The following is an 18,228-nucleotide window of genomic DNA, read 5'->3' as shown; positions in this document are numbered from 1 at the left end:
TGGTGCTAGTGAGGGTACAGCTATCTCGATATCGTATCCAGGCGTGCCGTATAAAGCGCTGCTTCGATCCTGCGTATATAATTCCGTTTGGTTGTTTCCGGAGCATAAACGAGACCTTCGGCTACAATCACACGTTGTGTCTTCGTATCCAGAAAAGCATGGCTAACAAACGGTCCGCCCATCTTATCGCTAACCATCTTCCACAGGCCACGTAAGACTCCGCAGTATTTATCATGCAACATTATAGGTTCGTAAGTCAGGTCGACACGCTTTTCCGTAGTCATATAAGAATCCGGAAAAGCACCCGGCAGGTTATCCTTTAAAACAGAATCCCGTTTTGCCACCAGATAGTCCTGTGTAAATGTATTCGCATCAGTATATGGAAAGGAATAAACGATCAGGTCGACACGTCCGGTTTTAGCATTGTTCGACACCCACAGGAAATCGGTTGTATCTTTATAATAAGTCATATCGTCCGGGGCATGCAATTTCATACCGAACTTCTCCTGCACTTTATCCATTGCCAACTGGCTGTAATGTTCTTTCAGGATCTTTATACGACGGTCTTTTTCGATTGCACAGAAATGATTGACAATATCCGAATCATGTAATGTCAGGTAAGTAACCAGTTCGCGAGTCGACGGAGCACAGAGTTTTATCACTTCCTGTCCTTTTGCCCACTCATCTTTAAAACCATTCAATGAAACCATCGTATACTTCGTCGGATCAATATCGACAACCAGAATATTGCGGACGTATCTCAACAAGCCATTAAAAGTCTCGGTAGGAACAAATGTAACACGCATGGCGGGTTCAGGTTGGGGCAACCCGGCAATGGGAGAATTTAATTGATTCTTTACTAATTCACCGACCTCACTGTCTCCTACATCCCGGGTCATGACAACCAGGATTTCATACGGCAAACCGGTAGCCCGTTTTTCTACGATCGAAGAGTTACAACTAACCAAAGTCAGTAATCCTACTAAATAAAAAGTAAATAGATGCTGTGTTCTCATAGCTTTATTGATTTATCTTTTCCAGAGTTTATTGTTTACTCCGACAAAAGTAAAGGATAAGTCAACAGAAGAAAAGAAATGGTACCGGACAAACAAATACAAGCTTAACATACTGTATATAAGAAATATATATCCTAAAACTATTTGATTTTATGTATTTATCTGGACATGATGCTTTAGAAACGACTCAAATATTTTCCGCCAATAAAAGAAACTGTCGAACTTCTGCTTTTTTCCGACCATCGGAATAACGTTATTCCGATAGTCGGAAGAGTACTATTCCGATGGGTGGAAGAGCAGTGTTCCGATGACCGGAAGAGTACTATTCCGACCATCGGAAAAGGAATCAGGTACTTTTTTTCTAATACATCCGGATAAACTGATCCAGGTCGGTCTTCTCATCCAGTTGCAAACGTTTTTTCAGACGGCTCTTCGACTTGGTGAGGGCATCGGTCGTGTTATTGAAAACAGCCATCTGATCTTTGCGGGGAAAGTTCCATTTTATCAGGCAACAGATTTCCTCTTCATGACGGGTTATACCAGATTTCTGCTTCAACTCCGTCAGGAAATTATTGAAAAGAAGGTCGGTCGTACGAAGCAATTCCATCCATTCCTGTCTGCTGAGATTGGTGCGTACCGGATCTTGTTTGAGTTGCAGCAACAGGGAAAAGGCATCGACCGGCAACTCTACCGTCTCTGACGAAGCAGAGGAAAGCCGTTCAATGACCTGTTCATGCTCACGCACCTTCCGTTTGTAATATTCCAGGTCACTGACACGTTCCTTATAAAGCTCCGATTCTTCCGTCAGGTTCTGTAAATCGTGTTCCAGCCGGTTGATCTGCTCGATATAATCGTATTTCTCCTTTTGGTAATGATAAATGGCAACTTTGTTCTTCCTGATCTTTTCCTTTACGAGCCGGTGACGTTCCCGGTTGCGTGCCATACGGATACCTATAATATACCCCAGCACCGCTCCCGCTATCAGAGCCACCCAACAGAAACAGAACAGAAAAAAAGTCAGGGAAGAAGGATTGTCCATACGATCTTATTCACGATTTGTTTTTCAAATATTCATAAATAGCCAGTTGGGAACGGACTTTCACCGGTTCCTCATTATGCTTGAAGTTGTTATGCAGCTGCTCGTCGATCAGGCAGGCTTTTACATTGTCGCGCATCTGTATCTTCAGAATGTCGATCACTTCCTGTTTTATTTCGGGAACCAGTATCGGGAAAGCCGTTTCTATCCGGCGGTTCAGATTACGACGCATCCAGTCGGCCGATGTCAGATAAACATCTTCCTTGCCGTCATTATAGAAATACCAGATACGGGAATGTTCCAGGAACATATCGACAATCCGGGTGATCCGGATATTGGCACTGTAAGGCTGTCCGGGAACCAGACAACAGATGCCCCTTACGATCAGGTCGATCTCCACCCCGTTCTCGCTGGCATGATACAGTTCGTTTATCATATTCTGGTCATGCAGCCCGTTCATCTTTAACACGATCCGTCCTTTACGTCCCAGCTTCACATGTTCGATCTCACGGTGGATCATACGGATCAGTTCGGGCACCATGTTGAAACGGGCAACCAGCAGATGCCGGAAAGTAGGCTCCGCCATTTTCCCTTCCAGCACGGCAAACACTTTATTTATATCCGTTATGATCTCGTCATTGCAGGTAAGCAAGGCCATATCCGAGTAGACCCGGGCAGTCTTTTCATTAAAATTGCCGGTACTGAGATAAGCGAAATCACGCCGTTTATTTCCATCATCCGGATCTTTCCGGATGATAACCGCCACTTTCGCATGCACCTTCAATCCGGGAATACTATAAATAATACGTATGCCCGCCTGCTCCATCCGTTCAGCCGTACTCATATTATTCTCTTCATCGAAGCGGGCTTTCAGTTCAACAAATACCGTTACCTTCTTCCCGTTCTGCGCCGCACTGACCAACGTATTGATGACGGCCGAATTTTCCGCCACCCGATACTGGGTGATCTTTATCTCATCCACTTTCGGATCGAACGCGGCTTCCATCAGGAAACGTATCAGATAATCGAACGACTGATAGGGAAAATGCAGCAAAATATCTTTCTTCTTCACTGCCCGGAATACGGAACCTTTCTCATCCAGATAAGAAACACGCATAGGCGTCGGAATCTTCTGCTCCAACTCCTTCCCTTTGGGATTGGGCAATTTAGCCAGATCCTGCAAATTCAGGTAACGCCCCCCTACGACCAAGTCATCGCGGGTAATGCCGAAAGCCTCACAGATAAAGGAAAGGAAATCGTCCGGCATTGCCCGGTCGTACATAAAACGGCTCAGGGCACCGATCTTCCGTTTCTTCACTTTCTTCCGGATACTTTCAACGATATTACCTTTTTCATTTTCCAGATAAATATCGGCATCACGGGATATCTTGATACTGTAACAACTGTCAATTATATATCCGGGGAAGATATTCGCCAGGTTCGCACGGATAATATCATCGATAAACATGATGTAGAACTTCCCTTCATGTTGCGGCAACTCTATAAAACGAGGTACCTTGGCATAGGGTATCTTCATCAGTGCATAATGATATTCAGGCGCCTGATCTCCTTCCGGCTTCCGTTTGCTTTTCTTTACCATACGGATCACCAGATACAGACGGCGGTCACGGATAAAGGTACGGATATCCCCCGCCTGTATCATGACAGGCGACAGGAACGGAAAGACCTCCTCATTAAAGAAGTTATGAACGAACTCTTCATGGAATGGTTCAGGTTCGCTTCCCTGATAGAGATAGATATTCTGCCGGTTCAACTCCGGTAATATCTTTTCAGAGAAAATCCGATAATATTCACGTTGCTGGCGGTTTACTTCATTTGTTATCTCGGTCAACACTTCTTCGGCCTCGGCACCGCTTTCTTCGGTAAAATTCTTTTTCATGATCACCCCGCGATGCTCGGCCACACGTATTTCGTAAAATTCTTCCAGGTTGGAAGAATAGATAGACAAGAATTTAATCCGCTCATAGACGGGCAACGTATCGTCTTCCGCCTCGAGTAAAACCCGATAGTTGAAAGACAGCCAACTAACGTCGCGCTTAAAGTATTTATATGAATTCTCCATCGTATTCTATTCTTAGATGCGTAAATATAGATACTTTTGCAGAATAAAAGAAATAGTTATGCTTAAAATAGGACTTCTCTCAGATACCCATGCTTGGTGGGATGATAAATATGCGGAATATTTTGCAGAATGCGATGAAATATGGCATGCAGGAGATATTGGTTCGGACGGGCTGGCAGCAAGGCTCGCTGCTTTGAAACCTTTCCGGGCGGTATATGGAAACATAGACGGGCAATCGCTCCGGTTGGAATATCCCGAAGTGGCTCATTTTAAAGCGGAAGAAGTAAATGTGATGATGACGCATATAGGCGGCTATCCGGGCCGTTACAACCCGGCTATCCGCAAAGAATTGTACGATACCCGCCCGAACTTGTTCATAGCGGGTCATTCGCACATTCTGAAAGTCGCCTTCGACCAATCCCTGAATTGTTTATATATCAATCCGGGCGCAGCCGGCAAAAGCGGCTTCCATCAAGTCCGTACCCTTGTCCGTTTTGTGATTGACGGCAAAAATATAAAAGACCTTGAAGTAATCGAACTGGGTATCCGATAGATACCCAGCTTACTTACCACAGCAGAAACTTTCTGCCAGTAAAATTGTGTTCTGAAGATAAGAGAATTCCTGTTCGAAATATTCACTGAATACACCGGTATGCAGGTTCTCTTCAATTTGTTTGGCTGTCCATAACTTCCCGCCAGCCCGCTTACATTGACCCAACTGTTCCTCCGTACGGAGACAGATCACGTAAAGCGATACCAGATGTTTCACCTTCTCGTTCTCGAACGTATAACGTATCAGAAAACGGGGATTTACATCCTGCTGTTCGGCGAGTTCGCCAACCGATTCACGCACCGTACTTTCAATACTGTGCCTGAACAGTACATAACTATGGAAAGGGTAATCAATCGTATCCGGAGATACGAACGCATCTTTACTCCTTTTCATCAGATAAAGCATTCCGTCATGAATGACGGCAATCCGGACGATCGGATGGTAGTACTTCTTAGGCAACGTGCGGCTGACCGAACGCGCAATACAACCAATAACCTTTCCTCCCTCATTCAACACCGGTAACCACATTTCTTTCTGTAAACTACCTTGCATCAACGATAAACGTACCTGCTCATACAGAATGACCAGTACTCCAATCAATACCCCCAGTTCCCTGTAAAGGAAACGTTCCGCATGTACATTCTGCATCGTATCCGGAAGGATACTGTAAACCAGGATGACAAACAGATGTAATGTATACAAATTCTGGACCAGCTGGGAAACGAAATAGAATTCATTCAGCGTCGTACGCATTAAAGTCCGTTTATAAGTCGGGTGCTTTGAAGTCCTTATCTTCTTTAATACAAAGCGCCGGCTAAAACCGATAAACGCCAGTACTACGACCAACAGCACCTCCGTAATCAACGGAGAATAAATAAACAATACGGGCTCCAGTTTCAAGCAGAGAAAGACGGAATACAATACTAAAGTAATTGCAGAAGGCAACAATAAAAATTGATATACCTTATCCTTACTCAACACCTGATACAGAAAAATACATACAAAACAGAAGGTAACGCCGATAATGAAAGACAACAGATAAGAAAAATAATTATCCAAAAACATAAAAAGCAACAATGGCAATAGACCAATGGCTTGATTGTCTAATCCTTTCTTAACTTTGTTCATACCCTTTCCCCCTTTCTTCGCACTTTAAATATATAACAACCCACTTTGTTAAAAGTTTTGGTAATTAAACATGCTTTTCAGCGTGATAAGAGGAACGGACCAGCGGAGCGCTCTCTACCATGCGAAAACCTTTTTCCAAAGCGATTGATTTATAGACATTAAACTGATCAGGGGTCACGTACTCAGTTACTTGAATATTTTTTCTGGATGGTTGTAAATATTGACCAATTGTTAATACGGAAACACCTGCATCGAGCACATCGTCCATCAGACAGCATACTTCTTCGGGGGTTTCGCCCAAACCAACCATAATACCGGTCTTTGCCGTCGCACCTTGTCCGGCTATGCGGGACAGGACAGCCAGGCTGACATCGTATTTGGCTGCACTGCGAACCTGCGGGCTGATACGCCGCACGGTTTCCATATTATGCGATATAATCTCGGGAGCAGCTTCCACTACCAGATCCACCAGTTCAAGGCGTCCCTGAAAGTCAGGGATCAGGACTTCTACGGTGGTGGCCGGATTTACCTCTTTGATGGTCCGGATGGTATCCACCCAATGTTGGGCTCCCAAGTCGGGAAGATCATCACGATCGACCGACGTTATCACTGCATGTTTTAAGTTCATCAGGCGAATACTTTCCGCCACATTCGCCGGTTCTTTCGGGTCCAGCGGCAGCGGTTTGCCTGTTAGCGTGTTACAAAATCGACAGGAACGGGTACAGATATCGCCTGCAATCATAAACGTAGCAGTTCCCCGGCTCCAGCATTCTCCCATGTTCGGGCATTTTCCACTTGTACAAATGGTGTGCAGACAATGAGACTCAACAATGCTTTTCGTCTTTGTAAACTGTTCGTTCCCACCAAGCCGGATCTTTAGCCAATCCGGCTTTCTCACATGTTCTGACATTATAAGTTATCCAATAAAAAGTTAGACATCCTGGTATACAGATGATAACGGGTATTTCCTCCGTAAATACTGTGATTACGGTCTTTATAAACCTGCATATCGAACTGTTTACCGGCTTGTACCAATGCTTCTGCATAATCCATCGTCTGCTGGAAGTGTACATTATCGTCAGCAGTTCCGTGCACCAGCAACAGCTTACCCTGTAAGTCTTTTGCCAGCCGGATGGGCGATGTTGCAGCATAGCCCGAGAAGTTTTCTTTTGGCGTACGCATAAAACGTTCGGTATATACCGAGTCATAATATTTCCAGTCTGTCGGAGGAGCGACAGCGATACCGGCCTTGAATGTACCGTTACCCACGCTCATCGACATCAATGTGTTGTATCCGCCAAAGCTCCAGCCCCAGATGGCGATGCGTTTTGCATCCACATACGGCAGTTTGCCTAACGCTTGTGCTGCTTCCACCTGGTCTCTGGATTCCAAATCACCCATCCGCAAGTAAGTACATTTGCGGAAGGCTTCACCACGTGCACCGGTTCCCCGGCCATCCACGCTGACTACGATGATTCCGTTCGCAGCCAGGTAATGTTCCCAGTCAAAACCATATTTGTCCAGTACTTGTTGCGAGTTAGGACCACTATATTGTACCATCAACACTGGATATTTCTTCGATTCATCGAAATCGACCGGTTTAACGATCCAGGCATTCAGCTCAATATCAGATGCTGTATGCACCTTGAAGAATTCTTTTTTAGAGAATGATGTATTTGCTAATTTTTCTCTCAAAGCAGCATTATCCTGCAACACACGCAGTACTTTTTTCGACTTCGTTTCGTTGACGGTAATCACTGCGGGAGTATTTGCATTCGAATAATTATTGACGAAATAAGCGTAGTTCGCACTGAAGTCGGCATTGTTCGTCCCCTCTCCTTCCGACAGTTTTGTCTTTACGCCTTTCTGGTCAATCTTATAAACAGAACGACGTAACGGGCTCTCTTCGGCCGATTCATAATATACAACCTTAGTGGCATCGTCATAGCCAATCAGACGGGTTACGTCCCAGTTACCTTTCGTTACCTGGCGTTGCATAACACCCGTCGGAGAATACAAATAAATATGGGAATAGCCATCCTGTTCGCTGACGTAAGTAAACCCGCTCGGATTGAAATGAATGGAAGTCAGCCATTCGGAATCCACATAGCATTTGTTCTCATCGCGAAGAATCAGACGGGATACGCCGCTCTTCGGATTCACATAATACATATTGAAAACATTCTGCTGACGGTTCAACGTCATGACAGCCAACTGGTCGGAATTGGTAGTAAAAGTAATTCTCGGAATATAATAATCACCTTCCACCGGCACTTTCAGTTCTTTGATATCTTTTGTCGCTACGCTATAAGAATGAACCGTTACTTTCGAATTCTTCTCGCCTGCTTTCGGATACTTGAAATTATAATATCCCGGATACAGTCCGTTACCCCACATCTGCATGGAATATTCCGGCACTTCGCTTTCATCGAAACGCACATAAGTCAGATATTCACTGTCGGGCGACCAGGCCATCAGGTTAGTTACAGCAAATTCTTCTTCATATACCCAATCGGTAATACCGTTCAGTATTTTGTTCAGTTCACCGTCTTTGGTAACCTGTACTTCCGTATCATAGTCAAACTTACGAATCCATATATTATTATCCACGACATAAGCACACATGCGTCCGTCCGGCGAATAAGTCGGAATCATCTGCTTGTTCTTCGAATCGGAAACAGGCTTTACATAGTTACGGCGCACGTCATAATCGTATACCATCGCTTTGAAAGAACGACGGTAAATCGGTTCGGTTTCCCGCCAAACCAGGATATGATGGCCGGTACTGCTGATATCGTATCCGTCAAAATCATCGAATGTGGATTCACGGGCAGTCCGGGCATTGAACAACGTGTCCACCGGATTACCTGTACGATAGGAGTATTTGATAATCATACTCCGGTCTTTATTCATTGCTGTATAATGTTCTCCATCCGGCAGCGACCGCATTTCACCAATAGCAGTTACCTGACGGAACTTTCCATCTGTAATTTCTTTTAAATCGACACGTTTGCTCCCGTTCTGAGCAGATACGCTTCCAATTATCGCCAATGAAAGCAAGAAACCAACACCCAATCGTCTCATGAATACTTTTATTTTATTTTGAATAGGCTGCAAAGTTAGTATTTTATCACGGTAAACCGTTCACCATTAAAGGTAAATTATGTACCGGAGCCTGGTTATCCGGGCATTTTATCATTAAATTAACCACCGGACATTGGTCATTAACCATTATAAATTACCTTTGCCCCATGGAAAACGTAAAACCTTATAATGATTTCGGAGATTTCCTGCGGAAAGTATTCCCCTGTAAGGTGCAGAAAATCTCTATAAATGCAGGCTTCACCTGTCCGAACCGCGATGGTTCGAAAGGATGGGGCGGTTGTACTTATTGTAATAATCAAACATTCAGTCCGGAGTATTGCCATACGGAAAAGAGTGTGACTGAACAGTTAGAAGAGGGAATCCGCTTCTTCTCCCGCAAATATCCGGAGATGAAATATCTCGCCTACTTCCAGGCTTACACCAATACATACGATGAACTCAGTTCGCTGAAAGCCAAATATAAAGAAGCGTTATCTTATCCCGGTGTAGTCGGGTTAATCGTCGGAACACGCCCGGACTGCATGCCGGATGCTTTGCTGGATTATTTCACAGAACTTTCCCGGGAAAAGTTCGTCATGATAGAATACGGACTGGAAAGCACACTCGATAAAACGTTGCTCCGCATCAACCGCGGACATACCTATGAAGAGTCGGAAAACGCTATCCGCCGGACAGCCGGACGGGGCATTTACACCGGTGCCCACCTGATTCTGGGTTTACCGGGAGAAAGCCGGGAAGAGATATTACACCATGCCGACCGGTTATCCGGATTGCCCGTAACCACCTTGAAGCTGCATCAACTGCAACTGATTCGCAACACCCGCATGGCCAAAGAATATGCCGAACATCCTGAAGAGTTCCATCTTTATACGGCCGACGAATATATCGACCTGGTAATCGACTTCATAGAAAAATTAAACCCCTCTATTGTGGTAGAGAGGTTTGTATCGCAATCCCCGAAAGAGCTGTTAATCGCTCCCGACTGGGGACTTAAGAACTTCGAATTTACTGCAAAAGTAAATAAGCGTATTGCCGAAAGAAATGCACGGCAAGGACGATTATTTATTCCTTTTTCTTAGGAGCCAGTTCCCCATAGAATGTGATGTTCTGTTTGTTGACAGGCGTCACATTGATTGTCGCGGAGCCATTTGAGAACACCTGCACACTGAATGCAAAGGTATCGTCATCGCTTCGGGTACGAAACTGTATTTGAGCGGTTCCTTTCTTATTAAAAGAACATTGATAATCGGTAATTGATTCTTCGAAACGTAACCCGTCACCGCCACCATAAGGAGCCGAATAAGCCCTTCCGAAATAAGGAAGATAGGAAATAACCGAGTCACCGCGCATTTCCAAAGAGTAGGGAGACGTCAGATTGAGTGAACGTCCTCCCATGGGTATCGCACGATTTACATTTACCGTAAACCGTTTACTATCTATTAATTCTTTCACTTCATTTGCCTTCTGCTCCCGCTTTTCCTTTTTACTTTGAGCATAAAGGGATTGTCCTGCTAATAAAAGGACAATCCCCAATAACCAGAATAACCTAACATTCTTCATAACCTTAAATAAATAACACACATTTTGCTTCTATGTATAAGACAATCTGAACAGACCAAAGGTTTACCTCCTGTTCGTTAAATTAACACAACAAACGGTTAACAAAACATTACTGTTATATTCTATCATCAATTAAAAACCAAAGCACTTGCGTATGTCCGCCAACTTTACGTAATTTGTCTACTCATTTTTCTGAATCAGATTAAACAAATTTATGGAGAAAAAACATCAGTATCAAGGCTTAACCAAACAAGAAGTAGAAGAAAGCAGGCGCCTTCACGGCGAAAATATCCTCACTCCACCAGAGAAAGCCTCTCTCTGGAGTCAATTCCTCGAAAAGTTTAATGATCCGATCATCAAGATTCTGCTGGTAGCATGGCTGTTATCAATGATTATTGCCGGCGTACATTGCTGGGGACCGGAAGCGAAAGGTTTTACCGCTTTCCTGGAGCCGATCGGTATATTCTTTGCCATCATGCTGGCATCCTGTGTCGGTTTCTTCTTCGAACTCAAAGCAAACAAAGCATTCGATGTGCTGAATACCGTCAATGACGATACGCTGGTCAAAGTGATCCGCGAAGGAAATATCTGCCAGGTAACCAAAAAAGAAGTCGTTGTCGGCGACATCGTCGTACTGGAAACCGGAGAGGAAATTCCTGCCGACGGTCATTTACTGGAAGCTATATCTCTGCAAATCAACGAATCGACACTGACCGGGGAACCTATTATCAGTAAAACAACCAACGAAGCCGAATTCGATCCTGAAGCGACCTATCCGTCCAATATGGTCATGCGGGGAACAACTGTTGTCGACGGGCATGGAGTCATGAAAGTCGAACTGGTGGGAGACGCTACCGGATATGGTAAAGTATATGAAGGTTCGCAGATTGAAAGCGACATAGAGACTCCGCTCCAGATACAGCTGAAAGGGCTTGCCGCCGTAATCAGTAAAGGAGGGTATACGGTTGCCGGGCTTACTTTTATTGCCTTGCTGATCAAATTATTACTCGGTTCATCGGGTATGCCGGTCATGGATCTGATCTCCCATATACTGAATATCTTCATGATAGCAGTAACCCTGATCGTAGTTTCCGTCCCTGAAGGTTTGCCGATGAGCGTAACCCTCAGCCTTGCCCTGAGTATGAACCGCATGCTCAAGACAAACAACCTGGTCCGCAAAATGCATGCCTGCGAAACGATGGGGGCGACTACGGTTATCTGTACCGACAAAACCGGTACGCTGACCCAAAACCAAATGCAGGTTTACCAGACCAATTTCTATAATCTCAAAGACCAGAAACTGGGAGACGATGAACTAAGCAACCTTATTAAGGAAGGCATTTCCGTTAACTCGACCGCCTTCCTCGACTTCTCGGAAGAGAAAGTAAAGACATTAGGTAACCCTACCGAAGCAGCTTTATTGCTTTGGCTGAACAGCCAGCAACAAAACTACCTGACATTAAGGGAGGAAGCGCCGGTCATGGACCAGCTGACCTTCTCGACCGAACGGAAATATATGGCGACAGTCGTTAAGTCGCCGCTATTGGGTAAAAAAGTACTGTACGTAAAAGGGGCACCGGAAATTGTACTGGCAAACAGCCAACGTGTAGCCATTGACAACACTTATAAACCGGTAGATGCCTGCAAGGCCGATATTGAAAAACAACTGCTGGATTATCAGAATCAGGCAATGCGTACACTCGGTTTTGCTTATCAGATTATTGAAGACGGACAGGACGAATCGTTCTTCGTCAATGGTCGCCTGCATAATACCGACCTGACCTATCTGGGAATCGTTGCGATCTCCGACCCTGTCCGTGCAGATGTTCCGGCTGCCGTACAAAGCTGTCTGAATGCTGGCATTGATGTAAAGATCGTAACCGGTGATACTCCGGGAACGGCCCGTGAGATTGGCCGTCAGATCGGAACCTGGAAACCGGAAGATACCGACCGCAACATCATCACAGGTCCAGGCTTTGAAGCACTGACCGACGAAGAAGTGCTCGACCGCGTGCTGGATCTGAAAATCATGTGCCGCGCCCGTCCTACCGACAAACAACGCCTGGTACAGTTATTACAGAAGAAAGGTGCCGTAGTTGCCGTAACCGGCGACGGAACCAACGATGCTCCGGCCCTGAAAGCCGCCCAGGTGGGTCTTTCCATGGGAGACGGAACTTCTGTAGCCAAAGAAGCCAGCGACATCACGATCCTGGATAACTCTTTCGGAAGTATCACACGTGCCGTAATGTGGGGACGTTCCTTGTATCGTAATATCCAGAAGTTCCTCTTATTCCAGTTAACCATCAACGTGGCAGCCTGTCTGATCGTATTGTTAGGTTCGCTGTTCGGGACCGAATCACCGCTTACCATCACGCAGATGTTATGGGTAAACCTGATCATGGATACATTTGCCGCCGGAGCATTGGCTTCCCTGCCCCCTAACGAACGGGTTATGAAGGATAAACCCCGCCGAAGCGGAAAAGATGGCGACTTTATCATCACCCGGCCGATGGCATACAACATCTTCGGAGTAGGTATTGCTTTCGTGCTGATCCTAATGGGAGTATTATACTATTTCCATGCACAGACAGGACTGACGCCGCATGACTTGTCATGGTTCTTCAGCTTCTTTGTAATGCTTCAGTTCTGGAATATGTTCAATGCCAAGGCATTTATGGAAGGCCGTTCAGCATTCGCCAACCTGAAAGAGAGCAAGAGCTTCCTGTTTGTAGCCCTGCTTATCCTTATCGGTCAGTATCTGATCGTTACGTTTGGCGGAGAGATGTTCAATGTGGTTCCTTTGTCTTTAAAAGACTGGGGTATCATCATCGGTTCCAGTTCGCTGGTTCTCTGGATAGGTGAAATTGCACGAGGCATCAGCCGGCTTACTAAGAAGTAAGCCGGAATAAACAAATTCAGAGAATAACTTGCTGAGTTTGATTATAATATTTACATTTGCTCAAATAGAAAACAAAAAGATATATGGAAATAGAAATAAAGCACGGAACAGAGACAGTAATCTGTCTTTCCGGACAGCTGGATACACTGAGTTCACCTGATCTGGAAAAAGAGATTACCAATATACTTGAAGGTAATGCGCAAAATGTGGTGCTTGACGGTGGAAAACTCACATATATCAGCAGTGCCGGACTTCGCTTGCTTCTCATTCTGCAAAAAAAGATGAGCCAGAAAGGCGGAACATTTGTATTGAGGAATATCCAGGACAGCATTATGGAGATATTCAAAATAACAGGTTTCTCTTCTTTTCTTACCATTGAATAACAAGATTCAAACTCCGGTAGAATGACCAGCACACTACACATTAAAAATGATCCGGAACAACTTGCGCTCCTGTATGATTTTCTGGAAATGCAGGCCAAGAGTTGCGGAATCGACACAGCACTGCTAATGCAGATAAAGCTGGCAATGGATGAGGCTGTAACAAATGTTATTCAATATGCATATCCCGGTATGGAAGGAGATATAGGCATTGATATGGGGTGCGACAACGGACTATTGAAAATAGTCATAACCGACAACGGCATCCCATTTAATCCTTTGGAAACGCGGGAGCCGGATATTACACTTCCATTGGAAGAACGCCCGATCGGCGGACTAGGCATCTTTTTGGTAAAACAACTGATGACAGATGTCAGATACGAGCGTTCCGAAGGAAAGAATAGATTAACAATGACCAAAGAAATTCAGTAATATGGCCGACTTCGATATAAAAGAGATAGCTTCCCTCAAAAGACAGCTGCGCATCATAGAAAAACTGACGCTGGCAGGTTGGATACTCATTATTGCGGGTTTCTACTATGACTGGGACACAGTTCCCGGCATCATGCTGGTCGTGCAGATCGTTCTTTATATATTAAAGGGACGTCTACGGAAGAAGCTGAAACAAAAAGAATATCTGGCCAAAATAGTGGAAGAACGTACCATCGAACTCCGTATCCAGCGGGATCAGGTACTGAAAGAATCCGAAAAGCTGTCGCAAGCACTGGATGCCCTTGCCAAGGCTCAGGACGAACTGGTACGAAAAGAGAAGCTGGCTACTGTAGGGCAACTTACACAAGGGTTGGTGGACCGTATCCTGAATCCGGTGAACTACATCAATAACTTTGCCGGCCTGTCGGCAAACCTGATCAAAGACCTGAAAGGCAACATCACGGACGAGCAATCTGTCATGACGAAAGAAATCTATGAAGACAGCATCGAAATACTCGACATGATAGAAGGCAACTTGCAAAAGATCAATGAACATGGCTGCAACACCGTCCGCATTGTCAAAGCGATGGAAGAGCTGTTGAAAGACCGGCATGGCGATGTGACTTCGACCGACCTGTGCGACCTGTGCAAAGTAAACGTCGATGTCCTTAACAAACTATTCAAAAAAGAAATTGAAGAAAATCAGATACAGATACATATAGAATGCCCCGAAAAGCCGGTCATGGCTGAAATTAATATCGAACAGATGAACAAGGCACTGGGCAGCATTCTTAAAAACAGTATTTATGCATTGCTCCGTAAACTGCAAAAACAAAGTTTCTCTCCTTTTATTACTATAAAACTGGAAGAAAGAGGCAACAATACCGTATTTATCAGTATCTATGACAACGGGATCGGTATCGAAGACAGTATCAAGGATAAGATATTCGAACCATTCTTTACAACCAAACCTTCTGCCGAAGCAGCCGGTGTCGGGTTGTATCTCTGCCGTGAAGTTATCCTCAACCACCAGGGTTCGATCCTGGCAAAAAGCGAAAAGGATAACTATACTGAATTCTTAATTACAATTCCTATCAGTCAAAAAAGGATTAACAATGAATGAGAACACCCAAAAAGAAATTGAGAGGCTGAGGAAACAGATCAGCCAGCAGGAGAAGATGGCTTCACTCGGATTATTGAGTGCCGGCATTGCACATGAAATACAGAATCCTCTTAATTTCGTGATCAATTTCAGCAAAGTTTCGCAAAAGTTACTAAAGGATATGCAGGAAGTCCTGGATGAACTCGGGGACGCATTACCGGAAGACTCAGTCGAAGAGATCAAAGAGATCATGTCTGACCTGGAAGGTAATATGAGCAAGATAGAGGAGAACGGCAACCGGGCTTCGGGAATTGTGCGCGGTATCCTGCTTTATTCACGCGGCAAAGACGACGAATATATCCCGACCGACCTGCATCAGCTGACCAAAGAATATGTATGGCTTTCTTACCATGCGGTCAGAGCAAACAACAAAAGTTTCAATGTCGCGATACAGGAAGAGTATGCCGACGACCTGCCATTGGTAAAAGTTATTCCGCAGGATTTCAGCCGCGCCATACTCAACCTGATGAACAATGCCTGCTACGCCGTGTTCAGCAAGTCGAAAGAGATAGCCGATGCAACCTATCAGCCAACCATCAGGATATGCCTGAAAAAAGAGGGTGACCGTATAAACCTGAGCATAGAAGACAACGGACAAGGAATTTCGGAAGAGACAAAAAAGAAACTCTATACGCCTTTCTTCACGACAAAACCGATCGGTGAAGGCACCGGCCTCGGATTGTCGATCACTAAATCGATTATCGAACAAAAACATAACGGTACGATCGGGATGGATTCACGCCCCGGCGAATATACCCGTTTTACCATTTCTATTCCTATCCAACAATAACAGAGACAAAAGTCATGGCTATAAAAATATTAAGTGTAGACGATGAATTAGACCTGGAAAGGTTGCTTACCCAATATTTCCGTCGCAAGATAAAGAAAGGAGAATATGAATTCTATTTTGCGCACAACGGACTGGAAGCACTTCAACTGATGCTTGTCCAACCGGATTTCGATGTGATATTAAGTGACATCAATATGCCGGAAATGGACGGACTGACCTTGCTTGCCAAAATCAACGAAATGCAAAATCCGGCTCTAAAATGCATCATGGTTTCAGCCTACGGAGATATGGACAATATCCGTAGTGCCATGAACCAGGGAGCATTCGACTTCACGACCAAACCGATCAATCTGGAAGACCTGGAACGTACGATCGAAAAGGCAGCCGAACAAATATCATTCATCAAAAAAGCACAGCAGGAGCATTCGCAACTGGAATCCATCCGTAACGACCTTCACATCGCCCAGGAGATTCAGCAAACGATCCTGCCGAAAACATTTCCTCCGTTTCCCGAACTGAAAACGTTCGATATCTATGCCTATATGAATGCGGCAAAATATGTGGGAGGCGACTTCTACGATTTCTTCCGCATAGACCAGGACCGTTTGGGATTTGTTATTGCAGACGTTGCCGGCAAAGGTGTCCCGGCTGCCATCTTTATGGCGATCAGCCGGACTGTCATCCGGACAATTGCACTGACGGAAAACTCGGCAGCCATGTGCATGCAACGCTCAAATACTTTCCTTTGCCAGGAGAACGTTAATGAAATGTTCGTAACAGCATTTTACGGAATACTGAACCTAAATACCGGTCTTGTTACATATTGTAATGCCGGTCATAATCCTCCGGTTCTAATGAAGGCAGACAACACGGTTGTATCAGTTCCGCTCACAAACGACTTTATATTGGGTGGTGTAGAAAACATGACTTATCACGAAAAGACATTGCAGTTATCGCCCGGCGACAACCTGCTGCTCTATACGGACGGAATAACAGAAGCGATGAATAGCTGCCACGAACAGTACAGCGAAAAACGTTTGCTGGAAAACTGCCGGGAGTTGATCGGAAAGAGTCCCAAAGAAATTGTAGACAGAATAACGGAAACGGTAGGAAAATTCGTTGTAGGAGCCGTACAATCAGATGATATCACCTTGTTGTCTATTACCTATCAGGGATAAAAGACTTCCACAGAATAATAAAAAGGAGATGCCCCGGTCGGAACATCTCCTTTTTTATATACATTATATATATGTACTTATTTCAGTAAAGCATCACGGATACCCATAATCTCTGCATTAGCAGCTCTGGCATCCTGGATAGTTCCGACTTTTTCCTTCAACGGGCTGATAGTTGTACCCAACTGTTGCAGGTCAGGATAGTAAGAAGCCAGGTCGGCTACTACTTCTTCCAGCATAGTCACACGTTTCAGCATATTCTCAGAAAGTCCGGCAGATGTAGCATCCCCTTTGATAACCAATGTCGGGTTGGCAAGCAGACAAGCATATTCAGCAGAAGAGGCACCTAAGATTTCAATCTGTACATCAATCTTGTTTTCGGCAGCCATCTTGCCGATGATCTTATCTTCCTGTGCATTCATGAAAGCCTGCAACTGTTCTTTGGTTGCATCTTTCGGAGCTTCCTCTTTCAGTATATCGAGTACAAAAGAAACATTCAAGTCTGTAGCCAGTTTTACAATGGCTCCTTCTACTTCTGCAGTAGGCTGACTGATCGCTTTCAATACATTGTAATCAGCCATATACATACCGAGTGCACGCGCTTTTTGTGTAGCAGTACTTAGTTCGGCAGCTTTAGCAACAGGCAACATATAAGTTAAATCACCCACTTTTACCTGAACTTCACCGCTGGACAAACGATAAGGAATTTCTGACTCCGGCATATCAGCCAGGAATTTAACAGTTTCCTGTTTTACTTCTTCGGTTAACAAATCTTTCGGTGCTTTACCTGCTATAACGGCAGCTTCTTCCGTCTTTTCGGCTTCATTTGATTTTTTAGCTCCGTTGCAGGAAATCATGCCCACCATTAATGCGGCTATTGCAAGCACGCTTATTACACTCTTTTTCATG

The 18,228-nt window shown here is 44.7% G+C and carries 16 protein-coding genes; 8 read left to right on the top strand and 8 right to left on the bottom strand.

What is annotated here, in order from left to right; genetic code table 11:
* Positions 1-20: 20 nt before the first annotated feature.
* From NBH14_RS22820 to NBH14_RS22810, 3 genes are all read right to left on the bottom strand, one after another.
* Positions 21-1,016 (bottom strand): DUF4837 family protein, encoded by a 996-nt coding sequence (locus tag NBH14_RS22820; RefSeq protein WP_186961336.1) that lies wholly within the window; start codon positions 1,014-1,016, stop codon positions 21-23.
* Between the two features lie 361 nt (positions 1,017-1,377).
* Entirely contained in the window at positions 1,378-2,055 is a 678-nt protein-coding gene (locus NBH14_RS22815; protein WP_186961337.1) for a hypothetical protein, read from the bottom strand.
* A gap of 10 nt (positions 2,056-2,065) precedes the next feature.
* The gene (locus tag NBH14_RS22810) at positions 2,066-4,135 is read right to left on the bottom strand and encodes an RNA degradosome polyphosphate kinase (RefSeq protein ID WP_186961338.1); all 2,070 of its coding nucleotides are present in this window, start codon (positions 4,133-4,135) and stop codon (positions 2,066-2,068) included.
* A 58-nt stretch (positions 4,136-4,193) separates the two neighbouring features.
* Between NBH14_RS22810 and NBH14_RS22805 the strand changes: the two genes are divergently transcribed.
* Positions 4,194-4,688, top strand: coding sequence for a metallophosphoesterase family protein (locus tag NBH14_RS22805; protein ID WP_186961339.1), 495 nt, complete (start codon positions 4,194-4,196; stop codon positions 4,686-4,688).
* A 9-nt stretch (positions 4,689-4,697) separates the two neighbouring features.
* On the opposite strand, the gene NBH14_RS22800 is transcribed toward NBH14_RS22805, so the two are convergent.
* From NBH14_RS22800 to NBH14_RS22790, 3 genes are all read right to left on the bottom strand, one after another.
* Positions 4,698-5,816, bottom strand: coding sequence for an NUDIX hydrolase (locus NBH14_RS22800; RefSeq protein ID WP_186961340.1), 1,119 nt, complete (start codon positions 5,814-5,816; stop codon positions 4,698-4,700).
* Positions 5,817-5,880: 64 nt separating this feature from the next.
* A complete protein-coding gene (lipA, locus tag NBH14_RS22795) occupies positions 5,881-6,726 on the bottom strand; it encodes a lipoyl synthase (RefSeq protein WP_186961341.1) in 846 nt (281 codons plus the stop codon).
* A complete protein-coding gene (locus NBH14_RS22790) occupies positions 6,726-8,900 on the bottom strand; it encodes a S9 family peptidase (RefSeq protein WP_186961342.1) in 2,175 nt (724 codons plus the stop codon). The genes lipA and NBH14_RS22790 overlap by 1 nt, the downstream gene beginning before the upstream one ends.
* Before the next feature lie 167 nt (positions 8,901-9,067).
* Here NBH14_RS22790 and mnmL point away from each other — a divergent pair, with 167 nt between their 5' ends.
* Positions 9,068-10,000 (top strand): tRNA modification radical SAM protein MnmL/YtqA, encoded by a 933-nt coding sequence (gene mnmL, locus NBH14_RS22785; protein ID WP_186961343.1) that lies wholly within the window; start codon positions 9,068-9,070, stop codon positions 9,998-10,000.
* On the opposite strand, the gene NBH14_RS22780 is transcribed toward mnmL, so the two are convergent.
* Positions 9,984-10,481 (bottom strand): DUF4251 domain-containing protein, encoded by a 498-nt coding sequence (locus NBH14_RS22780; RefSeq protein WP_186961344.1) that lies wholly within the window; start codon positions 10,479-10,481, stop codon positions 9,984-9,986. The two genes, mnmL and NBH14_RS22780, sit on opposite strands and share 17 nt — an antisense overlap.
* Positions 10,482-10,695: 214 nt before the next feature.
* On the opposite strand from NBH14_RS22780, the gene NBH14_RS22775 reads away from it, so the two are divergent.
* From NBH14_RS22775 to NBH14_RS22750, 6 genes are all read left to right on the top strand, one after another.
* Positions 10,696-13,380, top strand: coding sequence for a calcium-translocating P-type ATPase, PMCA-type (locus tag NBH14_RS22775; RefSeq protein ID WP_007654540.1), 2,685 nt, complete (start codon positions 10,696-10,698; stop codon positions 13,378-13,380).
* An 83-nt stretch (positions 13,381-13,463) separates the two neighbouring features.
* Entirely contained in the window at positions 13,464-13,763 is a 300-nt protein-coding gene (locus tag NBH14_RS22770) for an STAS domain-containing protein (RefSeq protein ID WP_186961345.1), read from the top strand.
* A 21-nt stretch (positions 13,764-13,784) separates the two neighbouring features.
* Positions 13,785-14,192 (top strand): ATP-binding protein, encoded by a 408-nt coding sequence (locus NBH14_RS22765; protein WP_128133951.1) that lies wholly within the window; start codon positions 13,785-13,787, stop codon positions 14,190-14,192.
* A 1-nt stretch (position 14,193) separates the two neighbouring features.
* Positions 14,194-15,315, top strand: a complete 1,122-nt coding sequence (locus tag NBH14_RS22760; RefSeq protein ID WP_186961346.1) for a sensor histidine kinase — start codon at positions 14,194-14,196, stop codon at positions 15,313-15,315.
* On the top strand, positions 15,308-16,144 hold the full coding sequence (locus NBH14_RS22755; RefSeq protein ID WP_128133952.1) for a sensor histidine kinase: 837 nt from the start codon (positions 15,308-15,310) through the stop codon (positions 16,142-16,144). Before NBH14_RS22760 ends, NBH14_RS22755 begins: the two co-directional genes overlap by 8 nt.
* Before the next feature lie 14 nt (positions 16,145-16,158).
* Positions 16,159-17,322 (top strand): PP2C family protein-serine/threonine phosphatase, encoded by a 1,164-nt coding sequence (locus tag NBH14_RS22750; protein ID WP_186961347.1) that lies wholly within the window; start codon positions 16,159-16,161, stop codon positions 17,320-17,322.
* 77 nt (positions 17,323-17,399) lie between these two features.
* On the opposite strand, the gene NBH14_RS22745 is transcribed toward NBH14_RS22750, so the two are convergent.
* Positions 17,400-18,227, bottom strand: coding sequence for a hypothetical protein (locus NBH14_RS22745; RefSeq protein ID WP_186961348.1), 828 nt, complete (start codon positions 18,225-18,227; stop codon positions 17,400-17,402).
* Position 18,228: the final 1 nt, after the last annotated feature.

The organism is Parabacteroides caecihominis, from assembly GCF_023656785.1.
GTDB classification, from domain to species: domain Bacteria; phylum Bacteroidota; class Bacteroidia; order Bacteroidales; family Tannerellaceae; genus Parabacteroides; species Parabacteroides segnis.
This window is presented reverse-complemented; position numbering and strand designations above follow the sequence as displayed.

Coding starts and splice junctions, on each gene's coding strand:
- NBH14_RS22770 (WP_186961345.1), top strand. CDS start 13,464: ATGGAAATAGAAATAAAGCACGGAACAGAGACAGTAATCTGTCTTTCC.
- NBH14_RS22820 (WP_186961336.1), bottom strand. CDS start 1,016: ATGAGAACACAGCATCTATTTACTTTTTATTTAGTAGGATTACTGACT.
- NBH14_RS22755 (WP_128133952.1), top strand. CDS start 15,308: ATGAATGAGAACACCCAAAAAGAAATTGAGAGGCTGAGGAAACAGATC.
- NBH14_RS22815 (WP_186961337.1), bottom strand. CDS start 2,055: ATGGACAATCCTTCTTCCCTGACTTTTTTTCTGTTCTGTTTCTGTTGG.
- NBH14_RS22775 (WP_007654540.1), top strand. CDS start 10,696: ATGGAGAAAAAACATCAGTATCAAGGCTTAACCAAACAAGAAGTAGAA.
- NBH14_RS22800 (WP_186961340.1), bottom strand. CDS start 5,816: ATGAACAAAGTTAAGAAAGGATTAGACAATCAAGCCATTGGTCTATTG.
- NBH14_RS22805 (WP_186961339.1), top strand. CDS start 4,194: ATGCTTAAAATAGGACTTCTCTCAGATACCCATGCTTGGTGGGATGAT.
- NBH14_RS22745 (WP_186961348.1), bottom strand. CDS start 18,227: ATGAAAAAGAGTGTAATAAGCGTGCTTGCAATAGCCGCATTAATGGTG.
- NBH14_RS22790 (WP_186961342.1), bottom strand. CDS start 8,900: ATGAGACGATTGGGTGTTGGTTTCTTGCTTTCATTGGCGATAATTGGA.
- NBH14_RS22780 (WP_186961344.1), bottom strand. CDS start 10,481: ATGAAGAATGTTAGGTTATTCTGGTTATTGGGGATTGTCCTTTTATTA.
- NBH14_RS22765 (WP_128133951.1), top strand. CDS start 13,785: ATGACCAGCACACTACACATTAAAAATGATCCGGAACAACTTGCGCTC.
- mnmL (WP_186961343.1), top strand. CDS start 9,068: ATGGAAAACGTAAAACCTTATAATGATTTCGGAGATTTCCTGCGGAAA.
- NBH14_RS22810 (WP_186961338.1), bottom strand. CDS start 4,135: ATGGAGAATTCATATAAATACTTTAAGCGCGACGTTAGTTGGCTGTCT.
- lipA (WP_186961341.1), bottom strand. CDS start 6,726: ATGTCAGAACATGTGAGAAAGCCGGATTGGCTAAAGATCCGGCTTGGT.
- NBH14_RS22760 (WP_186961346.1), top strand. CDS start 14,194: ATGGCCGACTTCGATATAAAAGAGATAGCTTCCCTCAAAAGACAGCTG.
- NBH14_RS22750 (WP_186961347.1), top strand. CDS start 16,159: ATGGCTATAAAAATATTAAGTGTAGACGATGAATTAGACCTGGAAAGG.